This window comes from Nocardioides sambongensis (genome assembly GCF_006494815.1).
In the GTDB taxonomy this organism is placed as follows: domain Bacteria; phylum Actinomycetota; class Actinomycetes; order Propionibacteriales; family Nocardioidaceae; genus Nocardioides; species Nocardioides sambongensis.
The window spans coordinates 1,698,278-1,716,247 of sequence record NZ_CP041091.1 but is presented as its reverse complement, the minus strand read 5'-3'; the positions used below and the strand labels follow the sequence as shown (position 1 = coordinate 1,716,247).

Here is a 17,970-nt window from a genome sequence, read left to right as displayed (position 1 = left end):
CCGACACGTCGAGAATCAAGCCCGGAAGGCAACATGAAGAAACCTGCCATCACTGCAATTTTCTTCGCCTGTCTGATCGCAGCAGGCTCCATTCGGACTGAACGCCTGGCGTCATTCGCTCGGTGAGGTGAAGATCCCGGAGGCCACCCAGCTGAACGAGTCGACCTACCGATTCTCGAACGGCCTGAACGTCGCGCAGCAGTACCTGATCGTCGGCGCTACCGGAGCGCTGCTGATCGATACAGGAAACGGCCTGAACGACCTTCCGGCCGCGATCACCCGGATCACCGACCTTCCTGTCACTGTCGTCAACACGCACGGACGCTACGACCACACCCACGGGAATCACTACGTCGAAGAGGTCTATCTCTCCGAGCAGGAGGCGGAGGTCTATCGCGACTACAACCGGCCGGAGACGATCGAGTCGGTCCTCGCAGACTTGCCTGCGCCGGTGCGCTGGCTCAACAAGTACGCCGACGACACCACCATGTCCATGCCGACCAGCGACGACTTGCTCCCGCTCCCGGAGGCCGGCTACTTCGACCTGGGCGACCGCCTTATCAGCATCGTGCCGATCCCGGGCCATACGCCGGGGTCCATCGGGCTGGTCGATGAGAAGGAGAAAGTGCTCTTCGCCGGCGACATGGTGGCGAAGGCAGGTGTGCTGCTGAATCTTCCCGAGAGCCTCAGCGTGAGCATCCTCCGGGACTCGATCCGCCACCTCGAGCGATTGGCCGACGAGGGCAGGGTGAGCGACGAGGTCATCGACAGCGGTCGCTATGCACTCGACGGCGCCACCCTGTCGTTCCGCCCATCGAGTATCGACTGAGAGCATCACGATGGTCGTTCAGCAGTCCGTTGTTCACCATCGACCGGGGTGACTGGGACTGCCACGAGTTCGGTTGACACCTTGACCTGCCGCGCTCGAGCTCGTTGATCCGCTGCGCCTCGCTCCTGACGACGCCCGGCTGCGGTAGTCGCGACCTTCACGACCTGCCCGGTCCCCGAGACCGCGTGGCTCGGAAGCACGTTGAGGCGCTGGTCGACGGCGTTCCTCGCCTACTTCGACACCGGCCGCTCGAACAACGGTGGCTCCGAGGGTCGACGCGACGCGCGACTTCCCGTCTGCGAGTGGACGAGGCCCCTCAGGGCCGGCAGTCCGAACGTGAGGGCTCTTGCGGCGCAGGTCAGGGATCTGGCGACGTGGCCGGGACCGAGTCGAGGAACGCCATCATGTCGTCGAAAGCGTGCTTCGCGATGGGGTCGCCGGAGGACAGCCCGCCGAGAAGTCCGTGATGCGGCTCGCTGCCGTCGTTGTAGCGCTCGTAGAAGAAGTCGTGTTCCACGCCCTTCGCTTCAAGCGCCGTGCTCAGCAGTCCCATGTCGTGTGCGTATCCATCGCCGTCGTAGTTGCTGCCGATCAGGAAGGACGGCGGATACGAGCCCGTGACATCGTCAATGGGGTCGTATCGCGCCCGGTCCTCCGCGCTGGGATGCATCGTGCCGTCGATGTAGTTGCCGACCAGAAGCATGATCGAGAAGCCGAAGTCGTCAATCGCGAGGGGAGCGTCGTCAATGATCAGGGCGCGCACGCTGTCGATGTCGAGTGACGGCATCACGCCGAGATCCTTCGCGTAGTCGACATTCGAGAGCGCCGCTCCATACTGCGCTGTCATGATGGCACCTGCCGACGATCCCATGATGATGACGTTGTCCATGTCGAGCTGATAGTCGGCCGCGTTCTCCTTCAGGAATGCGAGTGCCTGGTCGAGTTGCTCGACGGGGGTCGGGAAGTGGTACTCGGGAACGAGGGCGTAGTTCACGTTGACGAACGCGAATCCCTGCTCCAGAAAGCGGTCGAAGAGGAAGTTGACGTCGCTGTCGATCGCCAGTGGGTCTGCGAGCACTTTGTCGCCAGCGAAGAATCCTCCTCCGTGGGTGAAGACGATTGTCGGAAGCGGTCCGTCGGGAGCGTCTGCGGGATAGGAGATATCGAGGTGGCTGTTCGGGTACTCCGTGCCGTATTCGAGGTCGTTGACGTACCTCACACCGTCGGCGCGCATCTGGTCGGACGGGGGGTTGCGTGGCTCAAACGAGTTCTTCGACTGGTATCCCTGGAATGCCCCGACGAGGATCTGCGTGTTGTAGGACAGGACAGCGCCTGCAGCCACGACCACTGCGACAGCAATCGCTGCGCCGATGAGTAGCCTGCGGAGCCACCGGCGTCGGGGCTCAGGACGCGAGTTGGGCGCCTGAGTCTCACTCATGAATCCATGACATCACATAGATGTCCCTCCCATGGGCGCCCCCGGTTTTCTGGTCCAGGCGTTGTGAGAATGGGCCGGCCGCACGAACTGACCTGCCCTACAGACTGGGCTCACGCTCAGCATCGTGGGCCTCTTCCCGATGACCCACCGAGTCGACTGCCGTTGCATCGGGGCAGCGTCCGCGTGGGTCCACCTCGACGTCGCGACTGTTCTTGCGGATTGTGTGCGGACTGTTCTGAACAGAAAAGTGAGAGTCCGCAGGTCAGCGTGTCGGGGCGGACGGGCTGGCCTGTAAGCCGGGGACCCATCTCGCAGGACTGGCAGTGAGCGACCGGTTGCGGTAAATGCGGGCTGACCTGCGAAGACAGTGTCATTCGGCGTCAGTCGGTGGCAGTCGTCGCGGGCTTCTTGCGGACTGTGTGCGGACTGGAGCGCGCGGGATCCGAGGGTCTCGCAAGCCGCTTCTGAACGAACGCGGGTTCTCTCTCACACCTCGGAGTGGGTGCCGTGGCGCTAGCAACGACCGTGAACAGGCGAATCGTGCTCGTGCCGACGCGGTGCTCTCCGACCAAGTGAAGGAGAACCGTATGTCCATGATGAACCATGCCGGCCTGACCGACCTGGGCGATGACGATCTGCTGACTTTGATGGAGGTCGCCGAGATCCTCCGTGTTCCTGTCAGCACTGTGCGGTGGTGGCGCCAGATGGGGGAGGGCCCGGAGTTCTTCAAGCTCGGGCGTCACCTGCTGACGACTGCCGCCGACGTGCGTCGCTACATCGAATCGGCGCGCGGCGACGCGATGCCGTCCAACTGAGCCAGGGCGATGGCCAGCATTCAGCGCCGCCCGAACAAGCTCTGGCGTGCGCGCTATCGAGACGCCGCGGGCAAGGAGCACTCGCGGCATTTCCAGAAGAAGATCGACGCGCAGCGATGGCTCGACGAGGTCACCGCGTCGATCGTCACCGGGCAGTACGTCGATCCGAATGCAGGGAAGATCCGGTTCCGGGAGTACGCCGAGCAATGGCGCACTGCGCAGGTTCACCGCCCCAGCAGCGTGGCGCACGTCGAGACCATGCTGCGGCGTCACGCGTATCCCTACCTGGGGGATCGTCAGATCGCCAGCATCCTGCCCTCCGAGGTCCAAGCGTGGGTCAAGCGGTTGGGGACGGACGACAAGGTGCACAAACGCAAGGCGCTGGCTCCCGCCACGGTGGGGGTCATCCACGGCATCGTGTCTGGGATTCTGCGAGCCGCTGTCCGAGATCGGAAGATCATGGCGAACCCGTGCGAGGGACACGGCTACCACGCGTGGAGAAGAAGCGGGTTGTTCCCATCACGACGGAGCAGGTCGAGGCATTGCGCGATGCGATGCCGACCGAGTTGCGGGCGCTCGTCGTCTTCACGGCAGGCACCGGCCTCCGGCAGGGCGAGGTGTTCGGGGTCACCAGAGACCGGCTGCGGCTCCTTGGGCGGAATCCGGTTGTCACTGTCGATCGTCAACTGGTCTATCGGCACCGCCGGCCGCCTGATTTCGGACCATTGAAGACGAGAGCCAGCCACCGCACTGTGCCTTTGCCTCAAGTGGTTGTGGCCGCATTGAACGAGCATCTCGCGCGTTTCGAGGTGGCCGAGGACGGCCTGGTGTTCACCCTCAATGGAGAGCCGCTCGCGAGGGGCGCGTTCGGGCACATCTTTCGGCCAGCGGCGCTCAAGGTGGGGATGAACGTGGCGACCGGAACGGGCATGCATGCCCTGCGTCACTACTACGCCTCGCTCCTGATTCGGTACGGCGAGTCGGTCAAGACTGTCCAAGTCCGGTTGGGCCACGCGACAGCAGCAGAGACGCTGGACACCTACTCCCACATCTGGCCCGACTCTGACGATCGGACGCGCGACGCGATCGATGCGGTGCTGGGAACGAACAACGCTGGCGAGCAGCCGATCGCTCGCTGACGGCCTACGGAGACTCGCGTGTCGCGCTCTACATACCCGGGACGGGTGGCGCCGTCTGACCGAGGCGGCGGGTGAGCGCGGTGCCGAGGGCGGCTCTGCTCGGGTCGTGGGAGTCACGTACCGCGGGTGGAGAGGTCTCGGGTCGAAGTTGTTCGCGCACGATCTTGACGGCTTCGACCGTGGCGGGGTCGTTGATGGGGGTGTAGCGCTCGCGGGGTCGGTGGACGGGCCCACCTGTGGGCTCGAGTTGGTCGAGGGTGGTGCGTTGCAGGAAGGTGCCGCCGGCGACGGCTTGTTCGACGATTTCGGCGACGCGGGCGTCGAAGCGGGCGAAGAGGGTGTGGAACGCGGCGAGGCGGCGGGGCTCGACGGTTTCGTGGCCGGTGAGGTTCTTGGTTCGTGCGGTGAGGGTGGCGGCTTGGGCGACGGCTGCGCTGCCGTGGCCGAGGAGGCCTCCGATGTCACGCAGTGCGCGGTGGAGGTCGGCGTAGGTGCCGGCGCGTTGGGTGAAGGTGTCGTGGAGGCGTTGGCCGACGGGGACGGCGAGTGCGGCGAGGGCGCTGGAGACGCGGCGTTGGGAGTCGACGATGAGGCGGAGGTCGGTGGCGGTGGGGAGTGCTTTGAGGGTGTACAGCAGGTTGTGTTCGGCTTGTAGTACACCGAGGAGCCCGGGTTTCGCGGGGCCGCGCATGAGCCGGGCGTGGGGGCGCCAGCCGAGGTCGTCGATGGTGTAGTCGGGTTGTCCGAGGCTGGTGTCGAGTGCGGAGGCGAGTGCGGTCCACCCGAGTTGGTGGGGGTTGGTCAGGGTGGGCCAGCCGGGGGCGCGGTGGTAGCGGCGGTCGAGTACGACGAGGGCTTGGGTGATCGTGGCGACGTCGCCGACGAGTGCTTGGGCTTGGGGTGTGGTGAGGGTGCCGTGGGTGTCGGTGCCGCCGATGTCGTGCTCGGCGAGTGCGGCGGCGCGGGCGGCGGTGCGCCAGTGCTCGACGACCGGGTTGGGGTGCTCGGTGGTGAGTTCCTCGAGGGTCGGCAGCCGCACAGCCCGGTCGCTGCGCTGGTCGTTGCTCTGGGCGTTGGTCGGGTGGCGGGTCTGGTGCTCGTGGGCGTTGTGGAGCGCGGTGCGGAGGGCGTGGACGACGGCTCCTGCGGTGGGGTCGTCGCGGAACGGGTTGGTCTGGGCGGGGGTTGGTTGCTGAACGCGACGGGTTGGGCCGCGGTGGTGGCTTCGATGCACCAGGTCAGGATCGAGAGCCGGTATCTGGCGATCAGCTCGCAGGCCTGGGTGACCTGGGTGACCTGGGTGACCTGGCTGGTTTGTACGGCATGACTGGCTGGTTCGGTGGCTGGGCTGCGGAGGCGGTGCTGGATGCGGTACTGCTGAAGCAGGGCGGTGAGCTCGTTGCGGAGCATGGTCCCGGTCTCGCCGTACATCAGCACTCGGGGCTCGTGTCGGAGCTGGATTCGTGGGCGCGGGCCTCGTTGAGTAGGGCGTGGAGCAGTTCGACCTGCAGTGGGTCGAGGCCGTGGTCGGCGAGGTCGGTGATCGCGTCTGTGGCTTGGTTGTGGAGTGTTTCGGGGTTGACGGGCTGGAACGCGGTGTCGAGGGCGGGGACGTTGTCGGCGTAGGCGGTGTCGAGGTAGAGCAGTGTGTGTTCGTAGGCCAGGGATGCGTCGAGGTTGGTGGCGGTGTCGGCGAGCGTGGCGAGGTGGGTTCTGGCGTTGCTGATGGCGGCGGCGTCGGCGGTGTGCATGAAGGGCTCCTCTCGGCGCGTAGGACGGGTTCTCAGCCTCTGCGCTTAATGCAGAGGCGGTGGGGCGTGGTCGTGGTGGTGTGGAGAACGCGCGGGGATCGGGTGGTTCAGGCCCGCGTTTGGTGACGGGCGAGGCGTTGGGCGTGGTCTTCGGTGAGGAAGGCCTGGAAGTCGGCTGCGCGGTCGGTGATGGCGACCTCGGGGCTGACTGGTGGGGTGGGTTCGCCGGGCCAGGTGGTGGTTCGGGTGGGGCGGTCGCGGTCGAGGCGGGTGCCGTTGAGGGCGACCCAGTCGCGGAGCCGGGTGCGGGCGAGGGTGAAGTCGTGGTGCCAGTTGATCGGCGCGGACAGCGGGGCGTCGGGGGCGTAGCTGTTGAGCCAGTGCAGGTGGAGTGCGGACAGTTCCCAGATCAGTTCGTCGTGGCGGTGCCAGTAGGGCGGCAGGATCGTGGGTGGCAGTCCGTAGGTGATGCGGAGGAAGTCGACCCAGCGGTCGAGGTCGATGAGCTCGTTGCGCGCCTCGTCGGGGGTGAGGGTGAGCCAATTGACCGGGCTGGCCGGTGTTTCGACCTCGTCGGGGTGGTACTCGGCTCGCGGGCTTGCCGGTGGCATGACGGTCAGAGACCGACGGCCGGTCTCTGCTGCGCCGGATGGTGGGGTGTCCGTGTGGGTTGGGGTGCTTGGCGGTCGGTGGTTCGCCGTTGCACGTCGTACCGAGTGCGGTTGGTGTCGTGTCCGATCTTGTGGGCGACGAACTGTTCCTTGATCCGGGTGGTGTCGCCGGCGGGGACTTCGTATTCGTGGATGTAGCCAGAGGCGAGGAACGCGTCGCCCTTGCGGAAGCGTTCGTAGGCCTTCAGGGCGGTGTCGCCGAAGACGACGAGGTCGTGGAAGGTCGGGTCGAGCTTGGTGAACGACCCGTCGGTCTCTTTGCGGTAGTGCTCGCACCCGATGCGGGCGTGCATCCGGGCGGTGCCGGATTCGGAGAAGTGGATCTCGGGCGGGCTGGCGATGAAGCCGGTCAGGCTCATCTGGGTGGGGATCGACATCGGCGGGCTCCCAAGGAGGTTAGCGGCAGCTGGGTGCTGGCCGCTTCGTGCCTTGCAGGTGTCGAATCGGCACCGGGTCGTAGCGAGTTTTGTTCAAAGCGCTGCGGGGTGCCGGGTCGTCGTGTTTGGGTGCGGGGACGAGTGGTCGTCTTGCATCGGGCAGGGCGGGGTTCGACGGGGCCTGGGAGCTGGCCGTGTCCGGCTTTGGGGGCACTCGTTCTGGGGGTCTCGTGGTGTCTGTTCCTACCCGTTTTCGCGCCGGCGGTCGTGTTCGTCGTGGTGCAGGTGTGGCCGTGTGCGCCGCGGCCGTTGTGGTCTCGCAGTTCGTGGGCCTGCCGGGGCAGGCTGGCGCCGCTCCGAGCCCGGTGCAGGCACCGGGTTCCGTTCCGGCGGGTGAGCCGTCGGAGGAGGCTGTTGCGTTGGCCGAGTCGCGGGCAACCGGCGAGCCGGTGGAGGTCGAGGAGGCGGCGACGCCGACGGAGACGGTGACAGCGAATCCGGATGGGTCGTTGACGGTCTCGGTTGCGCCGGCGCCGGTGCGGACCGTGGACGAGTCCGGTGACCTGGTGCCGATCGACACCACGCTGCAAGACACCCAGGGTGATCTGGAGACGGCGGCGACGACGAACGAGGTCACGCTGGACGGCGACGGCACCGTTGCCGGTGACGGGGTTCTGGCACGGGTCAGCGACCCCGAGTCCGGCGTGTCGGTCGGGTTGTCCTACGACGGTGACCTGGCTGCTCCGACGGTGGCGGGCGCGACCGCGGTCTATGAGCAGCAGGACGAGCCTGGTCTGACGTCGGTGCGCGTGTCTGCCACCGACTCCGGTTTCGCAGCACATGTGCTGCTGGACGCCAACCCCATCGCCACCGACCCGACCGAGCCGACCGAGCCGACCGAGCTGACCGAGCCTGAGGACCCGGTGTATCGGTTCCCGATCTCGGTGGGTGAGGGCTCGGTGCGGCTGGTCGACGGCGTCTTGGAGGTGCTGGACGCTGCGGGCAATGTCGTGGGGTTCTCCTCCACGTTGCGGATGTGGGACTCCCAGACCGATGTCTTCGGGGACCCCTCGAACATTCGGTCGGTTGACGCCGTACTGGACGACACGCCGAGCGGTCCGGTGCTGGAGCTGCGCCCGGACCCGGCGTTCCTCTCCGACCCGTCCACGGTGTACCCGGTGACGGTGGACCCGGACATTCAGGTGCCGCCGTTGGCGCCGATGATGGCGACCTACGTCACCAACCAGACCCCGAACTCCCAGTACGTGGGTGACTGGAGCCTGCGGGTCGGCTCGAACGACGGCACGTATCAGAACGAGTCGTTCGTGAACTTCGGCACCGACGCCTTGGCTGGGTCGACGGTGACGGATGCGAAGCTGCGGCTCTACCAGTACGGGTCGGGGGTCTGCGCGGCGCGGCAGATCCAGGCGCGGATGGCGACCAGCGAATGGGTGGACGGTCCGGGTGTGATCCGGACGTGGGCCAAGCGGGGGACGCGGTCGGGCGAGGGGTCGCGGTACACGACCTCGGCGTCCTTCAACGCCGGTACGTCGGGTGGTGGGACTCCGGACTGCGGGGGCTCGGCCTGGCAGAGCATCGATGTGACCGGGCAGGTCTCGTCTTGGTCCGGGATGAACGCCAAGCGGTATGGGATCTATCTCCAGACTCCGTGGGACCAGCGGCTCAACACGGCGTTCGAGAAGCGGTTCTGCTCCGATGACCGCAACACCACCGGCGCCGGCCGCTGTCAGGACGCCGGCCTGGGGCCTGAGCTTCGGGTGACCTATGTTCCGCAGATCGGGGATCAGAGCTGGTACTCGGTCAGCGAGCACTCCCTCGATGAGCGCACAACGTTGAAGGTCAACCACTTCTCCGGCAACACCTACCTGGCCGCGAACGACGTCCAGGTCAGCTCGCTTGGGATGAACCTGCAGCTGGGGCGCCGCTACAACTCGCGCTCGGAGAACCCCGGCCAGTTCGGCCCGCGGTGGAGCCTGACCGGCGGTCCGGACGTGTGGTTGGAGAAGATTGATCAGTGGCGCTACGTCTACCACGCGCCGGACGGGACCGCGTTTGGTCCGTTCGTCCGCAAGGACGACTCTCCCGGCAGTGGCGGCAGCAGTGGTGAGGACTATCGGAGGTTCTTCACCCCGGCCAGCGGCGTCGGTGCCCGGTTGAAGGACAACGCGACCGGCAGCGGTACCGGAGGTGGGAGCACGTTCACCCTGACGTTCAACGCCTCCCAGACCAAGTACGAGTTCACCCAGATGGGCACGGCGGGTCACCTGTACCAGACCAAGCAGACCGACCGGTCGGGCAACGCGATCACGTATCGCTACGTGTCCGGTACGCGTCGGCTTGCCTCGGTCGAGGACACCGCCGGCCGCACATATCAGATCGGGTACGGCAGCGGAACGACAGCGGACGTGATCACCCAGATCACCGACACCAACGGGCCCACCACTCGGACCTGGAACTATGACTACACCGGTGAAGATGCTGGTGGCCTGCTGAGCGGCTACACCGATCCCGAGGGCGATGTCACGACCTATGAGTGGGCTGATGCGGAGCAGACCCAGGGCAAGGTGATCGAGAGGATCATCGACCCGGTCAACGCATCGGGCCAGGCGCCGACGACCCGTCTGGTCACCCGTGCCGCGGAGACCACCAGGGTCACCTACGGCGAGGACACGACCGCGGGTGACGCCTCCTACTCCTTCACCTACCAGGACTCCCCGGTCACGACCTGTACCAATCGGGTCAGCGGCACCGACCGGTCCGCGGTGGTGACCAGCAGCGAACCCTCGATGGGTGTGACCACCTACTGCTTCAAGGACCGCGACAACGGCGACCTGAACCACAATCCCAACAACGTGTCGACGACCGTCATCGACGGGAAGGGCGACAAGAACTCCACCTCCTACTCACCCGACAACCAGCCCGAGGAGTCCACCAACGACGCCGGCACCACCGTGAACACCTACGGCGACCCGGGTGCCGAACTCGGCGATCGGTTGGAGTCGACCGAGCAGCCCGACGGCAGCGGTAATGGGTCGGGGGTGCAGACCCACTACAGGTACGGCAACAACTCCTCGATCCAGGGACATGACTACCTGCCGTCCTCGGTCACCGATGGCGAGGGCAACTGCACCTTCTACCAGTACGACGGGCATGGGCGCCTGACAGATTCCTGGATCGGTCGCGCCGCGGGCAGCAACAACCGCTGCGACCAGCCCAGCGACAACGGCGGCTTCCACTACAGCGCCGAGTACAACAGCGACGGCACCCTTGCGTGGGTCGCCGACCCCAACGCCACGGCCAATGTGGACGCGCAACGGACTGCCTACACCTATTGGGCGGCTGGGCAGCCTGGGTTCGTGCCCGGCACCAAGGGTCAGTTGAAGTCGGTTCGCCGTCCCGGCGGCGACTGCAGCAGCGACACGGGTGGTGCTGGTCGCAGCCTGTGCACCTCCTACACCTACGACGGGCTGTCGCGCACCCTGACCGCGACCGATGGTCGTGGTGAGACCACCACCTCGGTCTATGACGTGATGGACCGCACCATCGAGTCCCGCGTCGAGGGCGACACCAGCTGTGACACCGCGGCCGGGACGTGCATCAGCTATGACTACGACGCTGCCGGCAACCTGGTCGAACGAGTCGACGCGCTCGGGATCACCAGCTTCGGCTACGACCGGCTCAACCGGCAGACCAGCCAGGGCACCCCCGACGGGGTCGAGGTGGACTACGGGTACAACCGCGACAGCCGGCTGGCCAACTTGACTCAGACCCTGCCCGGTATCGCCGCGGACACCGTGGCCTATCACTACGACACCGCCGGGCTGCTCAATGCCGTGGTCGACGCGGCGGGCACCATCAACCTGACGCACGACTCCAACCAGCGGCTCACCCAGACCGTGTTCCCCACCAGTCCCGCCTCGAGCATCATCGAACGCGGCTACACCGCCTCGGGACGCACGAAGTCGATCACGGTCTGGTCCGGAGTCTCGGTCAACGACCAGATGACCGACTACACCTACACCTGGACCAAGGACGGCAAGGACACCAAGCACCTCCGCAAGATCCAGGCCACCAACTCACCCGCCGCGGTCACCTACCAAGGCGAGTTCAGCTACAACAGCCGTGGCCAGCTCACCGGCGAGGACCGCAGCAACGGCGGCGGACCCGACGTCTCCTACACCTACGACGACGCCGGCAACATCGCCACCGCTCAGACCGGCACCGGAACCGGGAGTACGGCACGGTTCGGCTACGACTACGCCAACCAGCTGTGCTGGACCGGCACAGCGGCCGGCACCACACCGGTCGCGTCGTGTCCGAGCAACCCGCCCGGCCCGCCGGTGCGAACCAGGTCGTGCCCCGCGACCAGGCCGGCAACAGCCAAGGCGACCCCAACAGTCCGATCGACTACAACAGCCGCAGCCAGGCCACCAGCATCGACGGCCAAGCCCAGGACTACCACGACCAAGGCAACGACCTGCGTGTCCAAGCCGGACCCAGCCACCTGGTCAACACCAAACCCGGCATCACCGCCCGCACTACCAACAACGGTGGCGGGAGCGGTGGTGGGTCGGAGACCACGTTCTTCACCCGGATGCCCAACGGACGATTGCTCTCGATGCGCACCACTCCATCCGGTGGCAGCGCTGGGAGCGTGCACTACTACGTCACCGACCACAACAAGACCGTCCTCGGACTCATCAACAACAACGGTCAACGCGCCGGGACCTACCGCTACACCCCTACGGCCAACCCACACTGGTCGAGAACACCCCGGCCGAGCACGCCAACCCGTTCCGCTGGCTCGGCGCCTACCAACATCCCGACGACCAGCCCGGCGGCTACATCCACCTCGCCGCCCGCTACCACAACCCACCACCGGCGCCTTCACCCAACCCGACCCCCAACCCGGCAACATGCGCGAACCGCTGCGCCTCAACCCTACCTCTACGCAGCCGGCGACCCCATCAACAACACCGACGCGACCGGACGAAGTTGGGAGGAAGCGCTAACGGAATGCGCGGTCGGCGCAGCTTTCGATGCAGCGGTGACGCTCGCAGTGGGGGGCATCATTACAAGGGGAAGCCCGGCTGTTGTTCCGGCCGCCGCGATCAACGGAGGTGTCGGTTGTATAGAGAGCGTCACGGTGTACTACGTTGGGGAACTGGTCAGTTCTACCGCCGGTGACGTGTTAGAGCAGGTTGGGTTGAGCGTCGGATTTACGACCGAAGCGCTTAAATGGGTGGGGTATGCCTTATGAGTGCCGCCCTTCCCTTTGTCGTGATACTTATTGGGGTCGCCACTATCGTCGCCTCAATGCTCGGCAAGCCGAAGTTCAACGTTGGAATCACCGAGATTCTGCTGGCGAAACTTCCGGACGGCGTCTGGCGTGTGGTGATGTTACTGATCGGCATGTCCATCATTGCCCTGGGCGTGGTTGGCTTCGTTGAGACTCGATGACAAGTTCACGGACGACGGCTCGCCAGTCGAATGATGCGCGTCCAAGCCGGACCCAGCCACCTGGTCAACACCAAACCCGGCATCACCGCCCGCACTACCAACAACGGTGGCGGGAGCGGTGGTGGGTCGGAGACCACGTTCTTCACCCGGATGCCCAACGGACGATTGCTCTCGATGCGCACCACTCCATCCGGTGGCAGCGCTGGGAGCGTGCACTACTACGTCACCGACCACAACAAGACCGTCCTCGGACTCATCAACAACAACGGTCAACGCGCCGGGACCTACCGCTACACCCCTACGGCCAACCCACACTGGTCGAGAACACCCCGGCCGAGCACGCCAACCCGTTCCGCTGGCTCGGCGCCTACCAACATCCCGACGACCAGCCCGGCGGCTACATCCACCTCGCCGCCCGCTACCACAACCCACCACCGGCGCCTTCACCCAACCCGACCCCAACCCGGCAACATGCGCGAACCGCTGCGCCTCAACCCCTACCTCTACGCAGCCGGCGACCCCATCAACAACACTGACCCAAGCGGTCGTTACTGGGGAGAGGATGTCGTTGACTCGGTCACTGAATGGGAAGGCTGGGACGAAGTTTGGGAGACTGTCGGCTTGCTCGGGTCATGCGTTGGGAGCGGAGCATTCGGTCTGGCCTACGGAGGAGCCGTTGGCAGCGCTATTCCGGGGGTTGGCACTGCCGCCGGAGCGGCAGTCGGTGCCAGTTACGGCTGCATGGTCGGAATGGTTTTCGAAGGGGTAGCCGGATATAATCCGATCGGCGACCCGCAAGGAGTTTACTAGCATGTTTGACAGCGCTGCGAACTGGTCACGGTTCAGGTTTCTCGCGACAGTTACGTTCGTTCTGCTTGGTGCATACATTTCCTTCTCTGCAGCGCGTACGGCCGACTTGCCAACCCTTGTGCGGATAGGCGCAGGATTACTGTGGCTGTTGTTGGTCTCGTCTGGGATTGCCATTGCGCTCAAATGGATCCGTGCCAACTGAATCGCGACTCGATCGTGGCGTAGGCGACGCGTTATGGCGGCAGTCGGATGCGGCGCAGTGGGTGAGCTTTCAGGCGATGGGTCTCGAGGCAAGGGTAGTCAAGTGTTGCGCATCGCATATATTTCCGGACTGATCGTCGGGATCATTGTACTGTTGGTTGCGGGATCTTTTCGACGAAGTTCCGCGGATGCGCCGGCCTGGTTTTTGGTTGGCGGCCTAGTTGGGGCCTTGTTTCTAATATGGTTCGACATTTGGGTACAAGGAAAGTGGGAAGGAATGAGCGACAGTCGGGGCTCCGGGCCGCGTAGGAATAGCCTCCGTTGCCGGGGCTAGCGTGCCTAGCACTACTGATGGAATGAATGTCGGATGAGGAACTTGGGCTTGTGAGTGCCGCGCTTACAATCTTCGTGATTCTAATTGGATTGATCGGCATTGCTGCGGCGGCATTCGACAAGCCCAAGCTCAATGTTGGGCTAACGGAGATCTTGTTGTCCAAGTTGCCAGACCTTGTGTGGCGCGTGGTGATGTTGGTGATCGGGATCGCTGTAATTGCGCTCGGTGTTGGTGGACTCCTCGCGGGTCAGAGATGACCTCACGAAGTGTCAGTTCCGTTCGAGACAGAGGCCGCTGGAGTATTGATGAAGGACAAGCATCGCAACAAGTTGGTGGGTCTGTTCATCGGACTCTGTGCGCTCGGGTGGGTGGTGTTGACCTGGGCTCGGCGAGTGGTCGATGTCCACATACCGCTGTGGGTGAGCCTCCTGCTGTTAGTCCTCGTTGTTGGCGGGCTGGTCATGATGCTCCGAAGCATGCGACGTCGCTAGGACCTCAGAATGTTGGTGTTGGGATGACGTCGTTACCGACGCGAGCCTGGCGGGCACCTTGAGTAGGGCACCTGGGCTGGGTCCTGACCCGCGGCGCCGCCTGGTCGCGGGAGGGGTTGTCGTCGTGCTGGTGTCGATCGCCTTCTTGGGCGCGTTTCTGTTGGATGACGGCCCGGCGGCTCCGCTGGCACTTTTGGCGGCGATCTTCGGGTTCGGTCTTGCCGGGTTCTTGTTCTACCTGGGCGCGCTTCGGCGCAGCGGTTCCAGCGGTGGTTCCGGACGGGGGTAGTGGCGGCGAACGCGACTAGCCTGCCCGCCGCCCCGACCTCACCGTTGAAGTCCGAGCGGCATGGGTGCTCGGAGTGGAGCGGGTGGTCCAGGGCCGCAACGTGGTGATGATCGGCGGCGTGCTCCTCAGCAGCGTGAGCCCTGTGCCGAACGGCAGGGTCCGGATGGTTTCGGGGGTCATGATCGGTACCCGTCGGAGGGAGCGTTGGTGGGTGTGGGTGCCGTGGCCGTCGGTGGAGCTGCTGTGGGTGGGTTCGTCGCGTTCGCCGATGAGGGTGGTGAGGTCTTGGAGGTCGCGGGTGGCGGTGGAGCCGCCGAGGATGATCTTGACGATGGCGGCGTCCCAGATGGCGTTGGCGGCGTGGTTGCCCCATTTGTCGCGTGCCTGGGCGAGGGATTGCAGGACGGGCATGGTGGTGATGCCGGTGCCGCCTCCTTCGGCCATGAGGACGGGTAGTGAGGGGAGTGGGGCGAGGTTGCCGATCTCGTCGAGCGCCAGGAGTAGGGGTGGGTCGAGCCGGGAGCCGGGGGATGCGGCGGCGAGGTGGCGGGCGGTTTCGACGAGGTCTTCGATGAGCGCGGCGACCAGGGACCAGGACGCTCCGGCTCCGGCGCCGGTGGCGAGGAGGTAGAGGGTGCCGTTGTTGGTGAGGAACTCGGTGGGGTCGAAGGCTTCGTCGGGTGCGGGGCTGACGGCGGTGAGGACGCGGGGGTCGGCGAGGCTGGCCAGGGCGAGGGAGATGCCCATCCAGATGGAGTCGCGGGTGCGGGGGTCGGCGTGGACCATCGATTCCAGGGCGTCGCTCCAGCCGGGTGCTGCGTCGGGGTGGCTGGCGAGGATGGCGACGGCGTCGACGGCGGCGGTGGGGTTGAGGGTCCAGTCGAGGAGTTCGCGGGGGCTGCGGTGGTCGAGGGCTGCGGCGTGGAGGAGTGCTTGGAGGGCGGTGCGGGTCTTGCCTTCCCAGAAGCTGCCGGACTCGACGCCGCCTTGGCCGAGTCCGGTGGCGGAGGCGAGGCCGGTGGCGCGGATCATCGCGGTGAGGGGTTCTTGGCAGCCGCGGATGGGGGACCAGCGCAAGCCGGCGGGGGTGTTGCCGGCGAGGTGTTGGGGGTCGAAGACCGCGACGGGGCCGCGTTGTTGGCGCGCGTGGAGGGTGGCGTGGAGGTTGTCGGGTCGGGTGGAGGTCGTGATGGCCGGGCCGGGGGCGTCGAGGATGGCGTTGATGACCAGGTGCAGCCCTTTGCCGGACCGGGGTGGGCCGATGATGAGGGTGGAGTCTTCGACCGAGGACCAGACCTCGATGCCGTGGGCGTTCCCGAGCAGGTAGCCCACATCGGCTGGGCGTGGTTGCTCGAGGCTGGGCCGGAGGGTGCGGGCGCGTGCGAGGAGTGCCTTCTTGGAGGCTGTCTGTACGACGTCGCGGCGGGTCGCGGTCCCTGGGATGCGCCGCGGGTCGCGTGAGCGGTGATGGCGGCTCCGGTCGATGACCCGCCAGGCCCCGTAGGCGATGCCGGCGACGAGCCCGAGTGCTGTGGCCACGATGAGCCAGTAGGTGATGGGCGGGAGGCCCGGTGTGCCGAGAGCCGTGCCGGGGTCGGTTGGTTCGAGCAGGACGCGGACGGTGCTGTCGGGTCCTCGGGTTGGTTGGGGGTGGCCGGTGAGCCAGGCGGTCGCCTGGCCGGCGACGTGCAGCAGCATCGCGAGCGTTCCGAGGGCGCTGATGGTGGCGAGTGTGAGGTTGATGAGGTGGTCGTTGACCGGTGCCCCGCGCGGGTTCATCTGCGTGCTCTTGGGCGGGAACAGACTGCGGTGCGGCCAGAGGTCGTTCCGACCAGGAGGAGGTGCGCGTCGGGCCGGGTGAGGACCGAGGCGGGCAGACGCATCTGGACCGAGCCGTCGCAGTCGGCGGTGTCGGTTGCGATGACCAGGGCGAGGTGGACTTCCTCCTCGGGCAGCAGTCCGCTCCCGGTGATCCCGGCAGCCAACGCTTGGCCGGTTGGTGGCGTCGGGCCTGGCGCGTGGTCTTCCTCATCGACGTCCTGCGTGTCGGTGTTCTCGCCGGAGGGATCGGGGGGATGGGGGAGGAGGATGTCGGTGAACTCGGTGCCGTCGTTCTCGGTGACGTGGACCCGCACTGGTCCGTGGTCGGCGGCGATGTCGCCGACCACCTGTTGGATGCCGCTGCGATCGAGGTCAGTGGCGTCGCCGTACGGCTGACCATCGAGGGTGAGGTTGGCGTGCCCCTCCTCGTCGACGGTGACCTCGATGAGGGGGAGGACGACCGGGACCTGCATTGCTGCGGTGTTCATAGGTGCACCACGTCGGGCGTGGCGACGGCGGCTGCCCGGCTTGAGATCTGTCCCGTGCGGGGAGGCTGGCGGTGGAGTCCGGGTGGGTCGCCGCCACCGGCTTGGAGGGTGTCGAGGGCGTCAAGGATCCGTATCGCGGTCGACCGGACTCGTTCGGCGGTGGACTGGACGACCTCGGTGGGGGTCTTGTCGGGAACGCTGTGCGCCCAGGTCGAGACGTAGGGGACGGTGTAGGTGGTGGTGTCCATGCCGTGGGCGGCACCGACCATGAGTGCGACACTCTCGGCCTCGACTTCCGCGATACCTCGATGCAGACGTCCATCGCTGTTGCCGTTGCTGATGGTCAGGTTGGCTGGGTCGTGCAGCAGGACGTGGGCAAGTTCGTGCGCGAGCGTCTTGGTTCGCGCTGCTGGATCCATGTCGGTGCGGACAGAAACCACCCGGTGGGCGTGGTCGGTGAGCCCGTTGGCACCGCCGATCGGCTGCGCCTCGGGAACGCGGCGCAGTTCGAAGCCCGCTGCCGAGATCTGCGCCGCCAAGCTCTCCAGTAGACCCTCGGGCGCGGCCCCGTTCAGGACGCGTGGTCTCGGCCGCTTCGGGATCGGCTCACCACTGGTCTGCGAAACGTCCCACACGTACGCCGGCCGCAGACCGACCAGCTTCAACCGGACTGTCTCACCCAGGCCCAGTCGCTCGCCCCTCCTGAGCCGGCGCCAGGAACCGCCAGCATCCGGCTGACCTGAGGCGTAGCGGGCGGTGACCGGGGCGAGGATCCGGTAGCCGGACTGCCTCTCGTCCACGGTCCGGCCCAGGCTCTTCCACTGCTTGAACCCCGCGACGTAAGACGGCACCGGATCCGGGAGCTTCGTGGGGCGGTCCGTCGGTGTGGCCTGCAGCTTGCGCATGCGGCATCGCCTCCTCGGTCACCACGGAGGTGCGTCTGCACGCCCAGCGCTGCCGGGTCTCCAGTCCGGTGTTCGTACGTTCGGCTGCGGCCCGGGGCCAGCCGATAGCAGAATGCGGCGTGCCGACGGA

General features: G+C 66.1%; 16 protein-coding genes and 1 pseudogene. 9 read left to right on the top strand and 8 right to left on the bottom strand.

Annotated features, from left to right (window positions below; all coding sequences use genetic code 11):
* Positions 1-127 precede the first annotated feature (127 nt).
* The gene (locus FIV43_RS08005; RefSeq protein ID WP_181407720.1) at positions 128-829 is read left to right on the top strand and encodes an MBL fold metallo-hydrolase; all 702 of its coding nucleotides are present in this window, start codon (positions 128-130) and stop codon (positions 827-829) included.
* Positions 830-1,187: 358 nt separating this feature from the next.
* Here the strand turns inward: FIV43_RS08005 and FIV43_RS07995 are convergent, their stop codons facing one another.
* A complete protein-coding gene (locus FIV43_RS07995) occupies positions 1,188-2,267 on the bottom strand; it encodes an alpha/beta hydrolase (RefSeq protein ID WP_141013696.1) in 1,080 nt (359 codons plus the stop codon).
* Positions 2,268-2,854: 587 nt separating this feature from the next.
* On the opposite strand from FIV43_RS07995, the gene FIV43_RS07990 reads away from it, so the two are divergent.
* The 3 genes and pseudogenes from FIV43_RS07990 to FIV43_RS22175 all read left to right on the top strand — a co-directional run bounded on the left by FIV43_RS07990 (position 2,855) and on the right by FIV43_RS22175 (position 4,221).
* On the top strand, positions 2,855-3,082 hold the full coding sequence (locus FIV43_RS07990) for a helix-turn-helix domain-containing protein (protein ID WP_141013695.1): 228 nt from the start codon (positions 2,855-2,857) through the stop codon (positions 3,080-3,082).
* 9 nt (positions 3,083-3,091) lie between these two features.
* A pseudogene (locus FIV43_RS23755) lies at positions 3,092-3,544 on the top strand (tyrosine-type recombinase/integrase); the annotation flags it as partial.
* A 32-nt stretch (positions 3,545-3,576) separates the two neighbouring features.
* Positions 3,577-4,221 carry a tyrosine-type recombinase/integrase gene (locus tag FIV43_RS22175; protein ID WP_231123829.1) on the top strand — a complete coding sequence of 215 codons (645 nt, stop codon included), beginning with the start codon at positions 3,577-3,579 and terminating at the stop codon, positions 4,219-4,221.
* A gap of 28 nt (positions 4,222-4,249) precedes the next feature.
* Here the strand turns inward: FIV43_RS22175 and FIV43_RS07980 are convergent, their stop codons facing one another.
* The 4 genes from FIV43_RS07980 to FIV43_RS07965 form a co-directional block, all read right to left on the bottom strand.
* The gene (locus FIV43_RS07980; RefSeq protein ID WP_141013694.1) at positions 4,250-5,455 is read right to left on the bottom strand and encodes a hypothetical protein; all 1,206 of its coding nucleotides are present in this window, start codon (positions 5,453-5,455) and stop codon (positions 4,250-4,252) included.
* A gap of 196 nt (positions 5,456-5,651) precedes the next feature.
* On the bottom strand, positions 5,652-5,972 hold the full coding sequence (locus FIV43_RS07975) for a hypothetical protein (protein WP_141013693.1): 321 nt from the start codon (positions 5,970-5,972) through the stop codon (positions 5,652-5,654).
* Positions 5,973-6,079: 107 nt separating this feature from the next.
* Positions 6,080-6,583 (bottom strand): hypothetical protein, encoded by a 504-nt coding sequence (locus FIV43_RS07970; protein ID WP_141013692.1) that lies wholly within the window; start codon positions 6,581-6,583, stop codon positions 6,080-6,082.
* A 5-nt stretch (positions 6,584-6,588) separates the two neighbouring features.
* Complete coding sequence (locus FIV43_RS07965; protein ID WP_141013691.1) at positions 6,589-7,020, bottom strand: single-stranded DNA-binding protein; 432 nt, start codon at positions 7,018-7,020, stop codon at positions 6,589-6,591.
* 293 nt (positions 7,021-7,313) lie between these two features.
* Here FIV43_RS07965 and FIV43_RS07960 point away from each other — a divergent pair, with 293 nt between their 5' ends.
* From FIV43_RS07960 to FIV43_RS20900, 5 genes are all read left to right on the top strand, one after another.
* Positions 7,314-12,053, top strand: a complete 4,740-nt coding sequence (locus FIV43_RS07960) for a DNRLRE domain-containing protein (protein WP_141013690.1) — start codon at positions 7,314-7,316, stop codon at positions 12,051-12,053.
* A gap of 35 nt (positions 12,054-12,088) precedes the next feature.
* Positions 12,089-12,301, top strand: coding sequence for a hypothetical protein (locus tag FIV43_RS07955; protein ID WP_141013689.1), 213 nt, complete (start codon positions 12,089-12,091; stop codon positions 12,299-12,301).
* 56 nt (positions 12,302-12,357) lie between these two features.
* Positions 12,358-12,501, top strand: a complete 144-nt coding sequence (locus FIV43_RS20905) for a hypothetical protein (protein WP_181407719.1) — start codon at positions 12,358-12,360, stop codon at positions 12,499-12,501.
* 1,371 nt (positions 12,502-13,872) lie between these two features.
* On the top strand, positions 13,873-14,103 hold the full coding sequence (locus tag FIV43_RS07950; protein WP_141013688.1) for a hypothetical protein: 231 nt from the start codon (positions 13,873-13,875) through the stop codon (positions 14,101-14,103).
* Between the two features lie 358 nt (positions 14,104-14,461).
* Positions 14,462-14,626, top strand: coding sequence for a hypothetical protein (locus FIV43_RS20900; RefSeq protein WP_181407718.1), 165 nt, complete (start codon positions 14,462-14,464; stop codon positions 14,624-14,626).
* Positions 14,627-14,641: 15 nt separating this feature from the next.
* On the opposite strand, the gene FIV43_RS07945 is transcribed toward FIV43_RS20900, so the two are convergent.
* The 3 genes from FIV43_RS07945 to FIV43_RS07935 are packed head-to-tail and all read right to left on the bottom strand — an operon-like array spanning position 14,642 to position 17,840.
* Complete coding sequence (locus tag FIV43_RS07945) at positions 14,642-16,405, bottom strand: type IV secretory system conjugative DNA transfer family protein (RefSeq protein WP_141013687.1); 1,764 nt, start codon at positions 16,403-16,405, stop codon at positions 14,642-14,644.
* A complete protein-coding gene (locus tag FIV43_RS07940; RefSeq protein ID WP_141013686.1) occupies positions 16,402-16,935 on the bottom strand; it encodes a hypothetical protein in 534 nt (177 codons plus the stop codon). Before FIV43_RS07940 ends, FIV43_RS07945 begins: the two co-directional genes overlap by 4 nt.
* Positions 16,932-17,840, bottom strand: a complete 909-nt coding sequence (locus FIV43_RS07935; RefSeq protein ID WP_141013685.1) for an ImmA/IrrE family metallo-endopeptidase — start codon at positions 17,838-17,840, stop codon at positions 16,932-16,934. Before FIV43_RS07935 ends, FIV43_RS07940 begins: the two co-directional genes overlap by 4 nt.
* Positions 17,841-17,970: the final 130 nt, after the last annotated feature.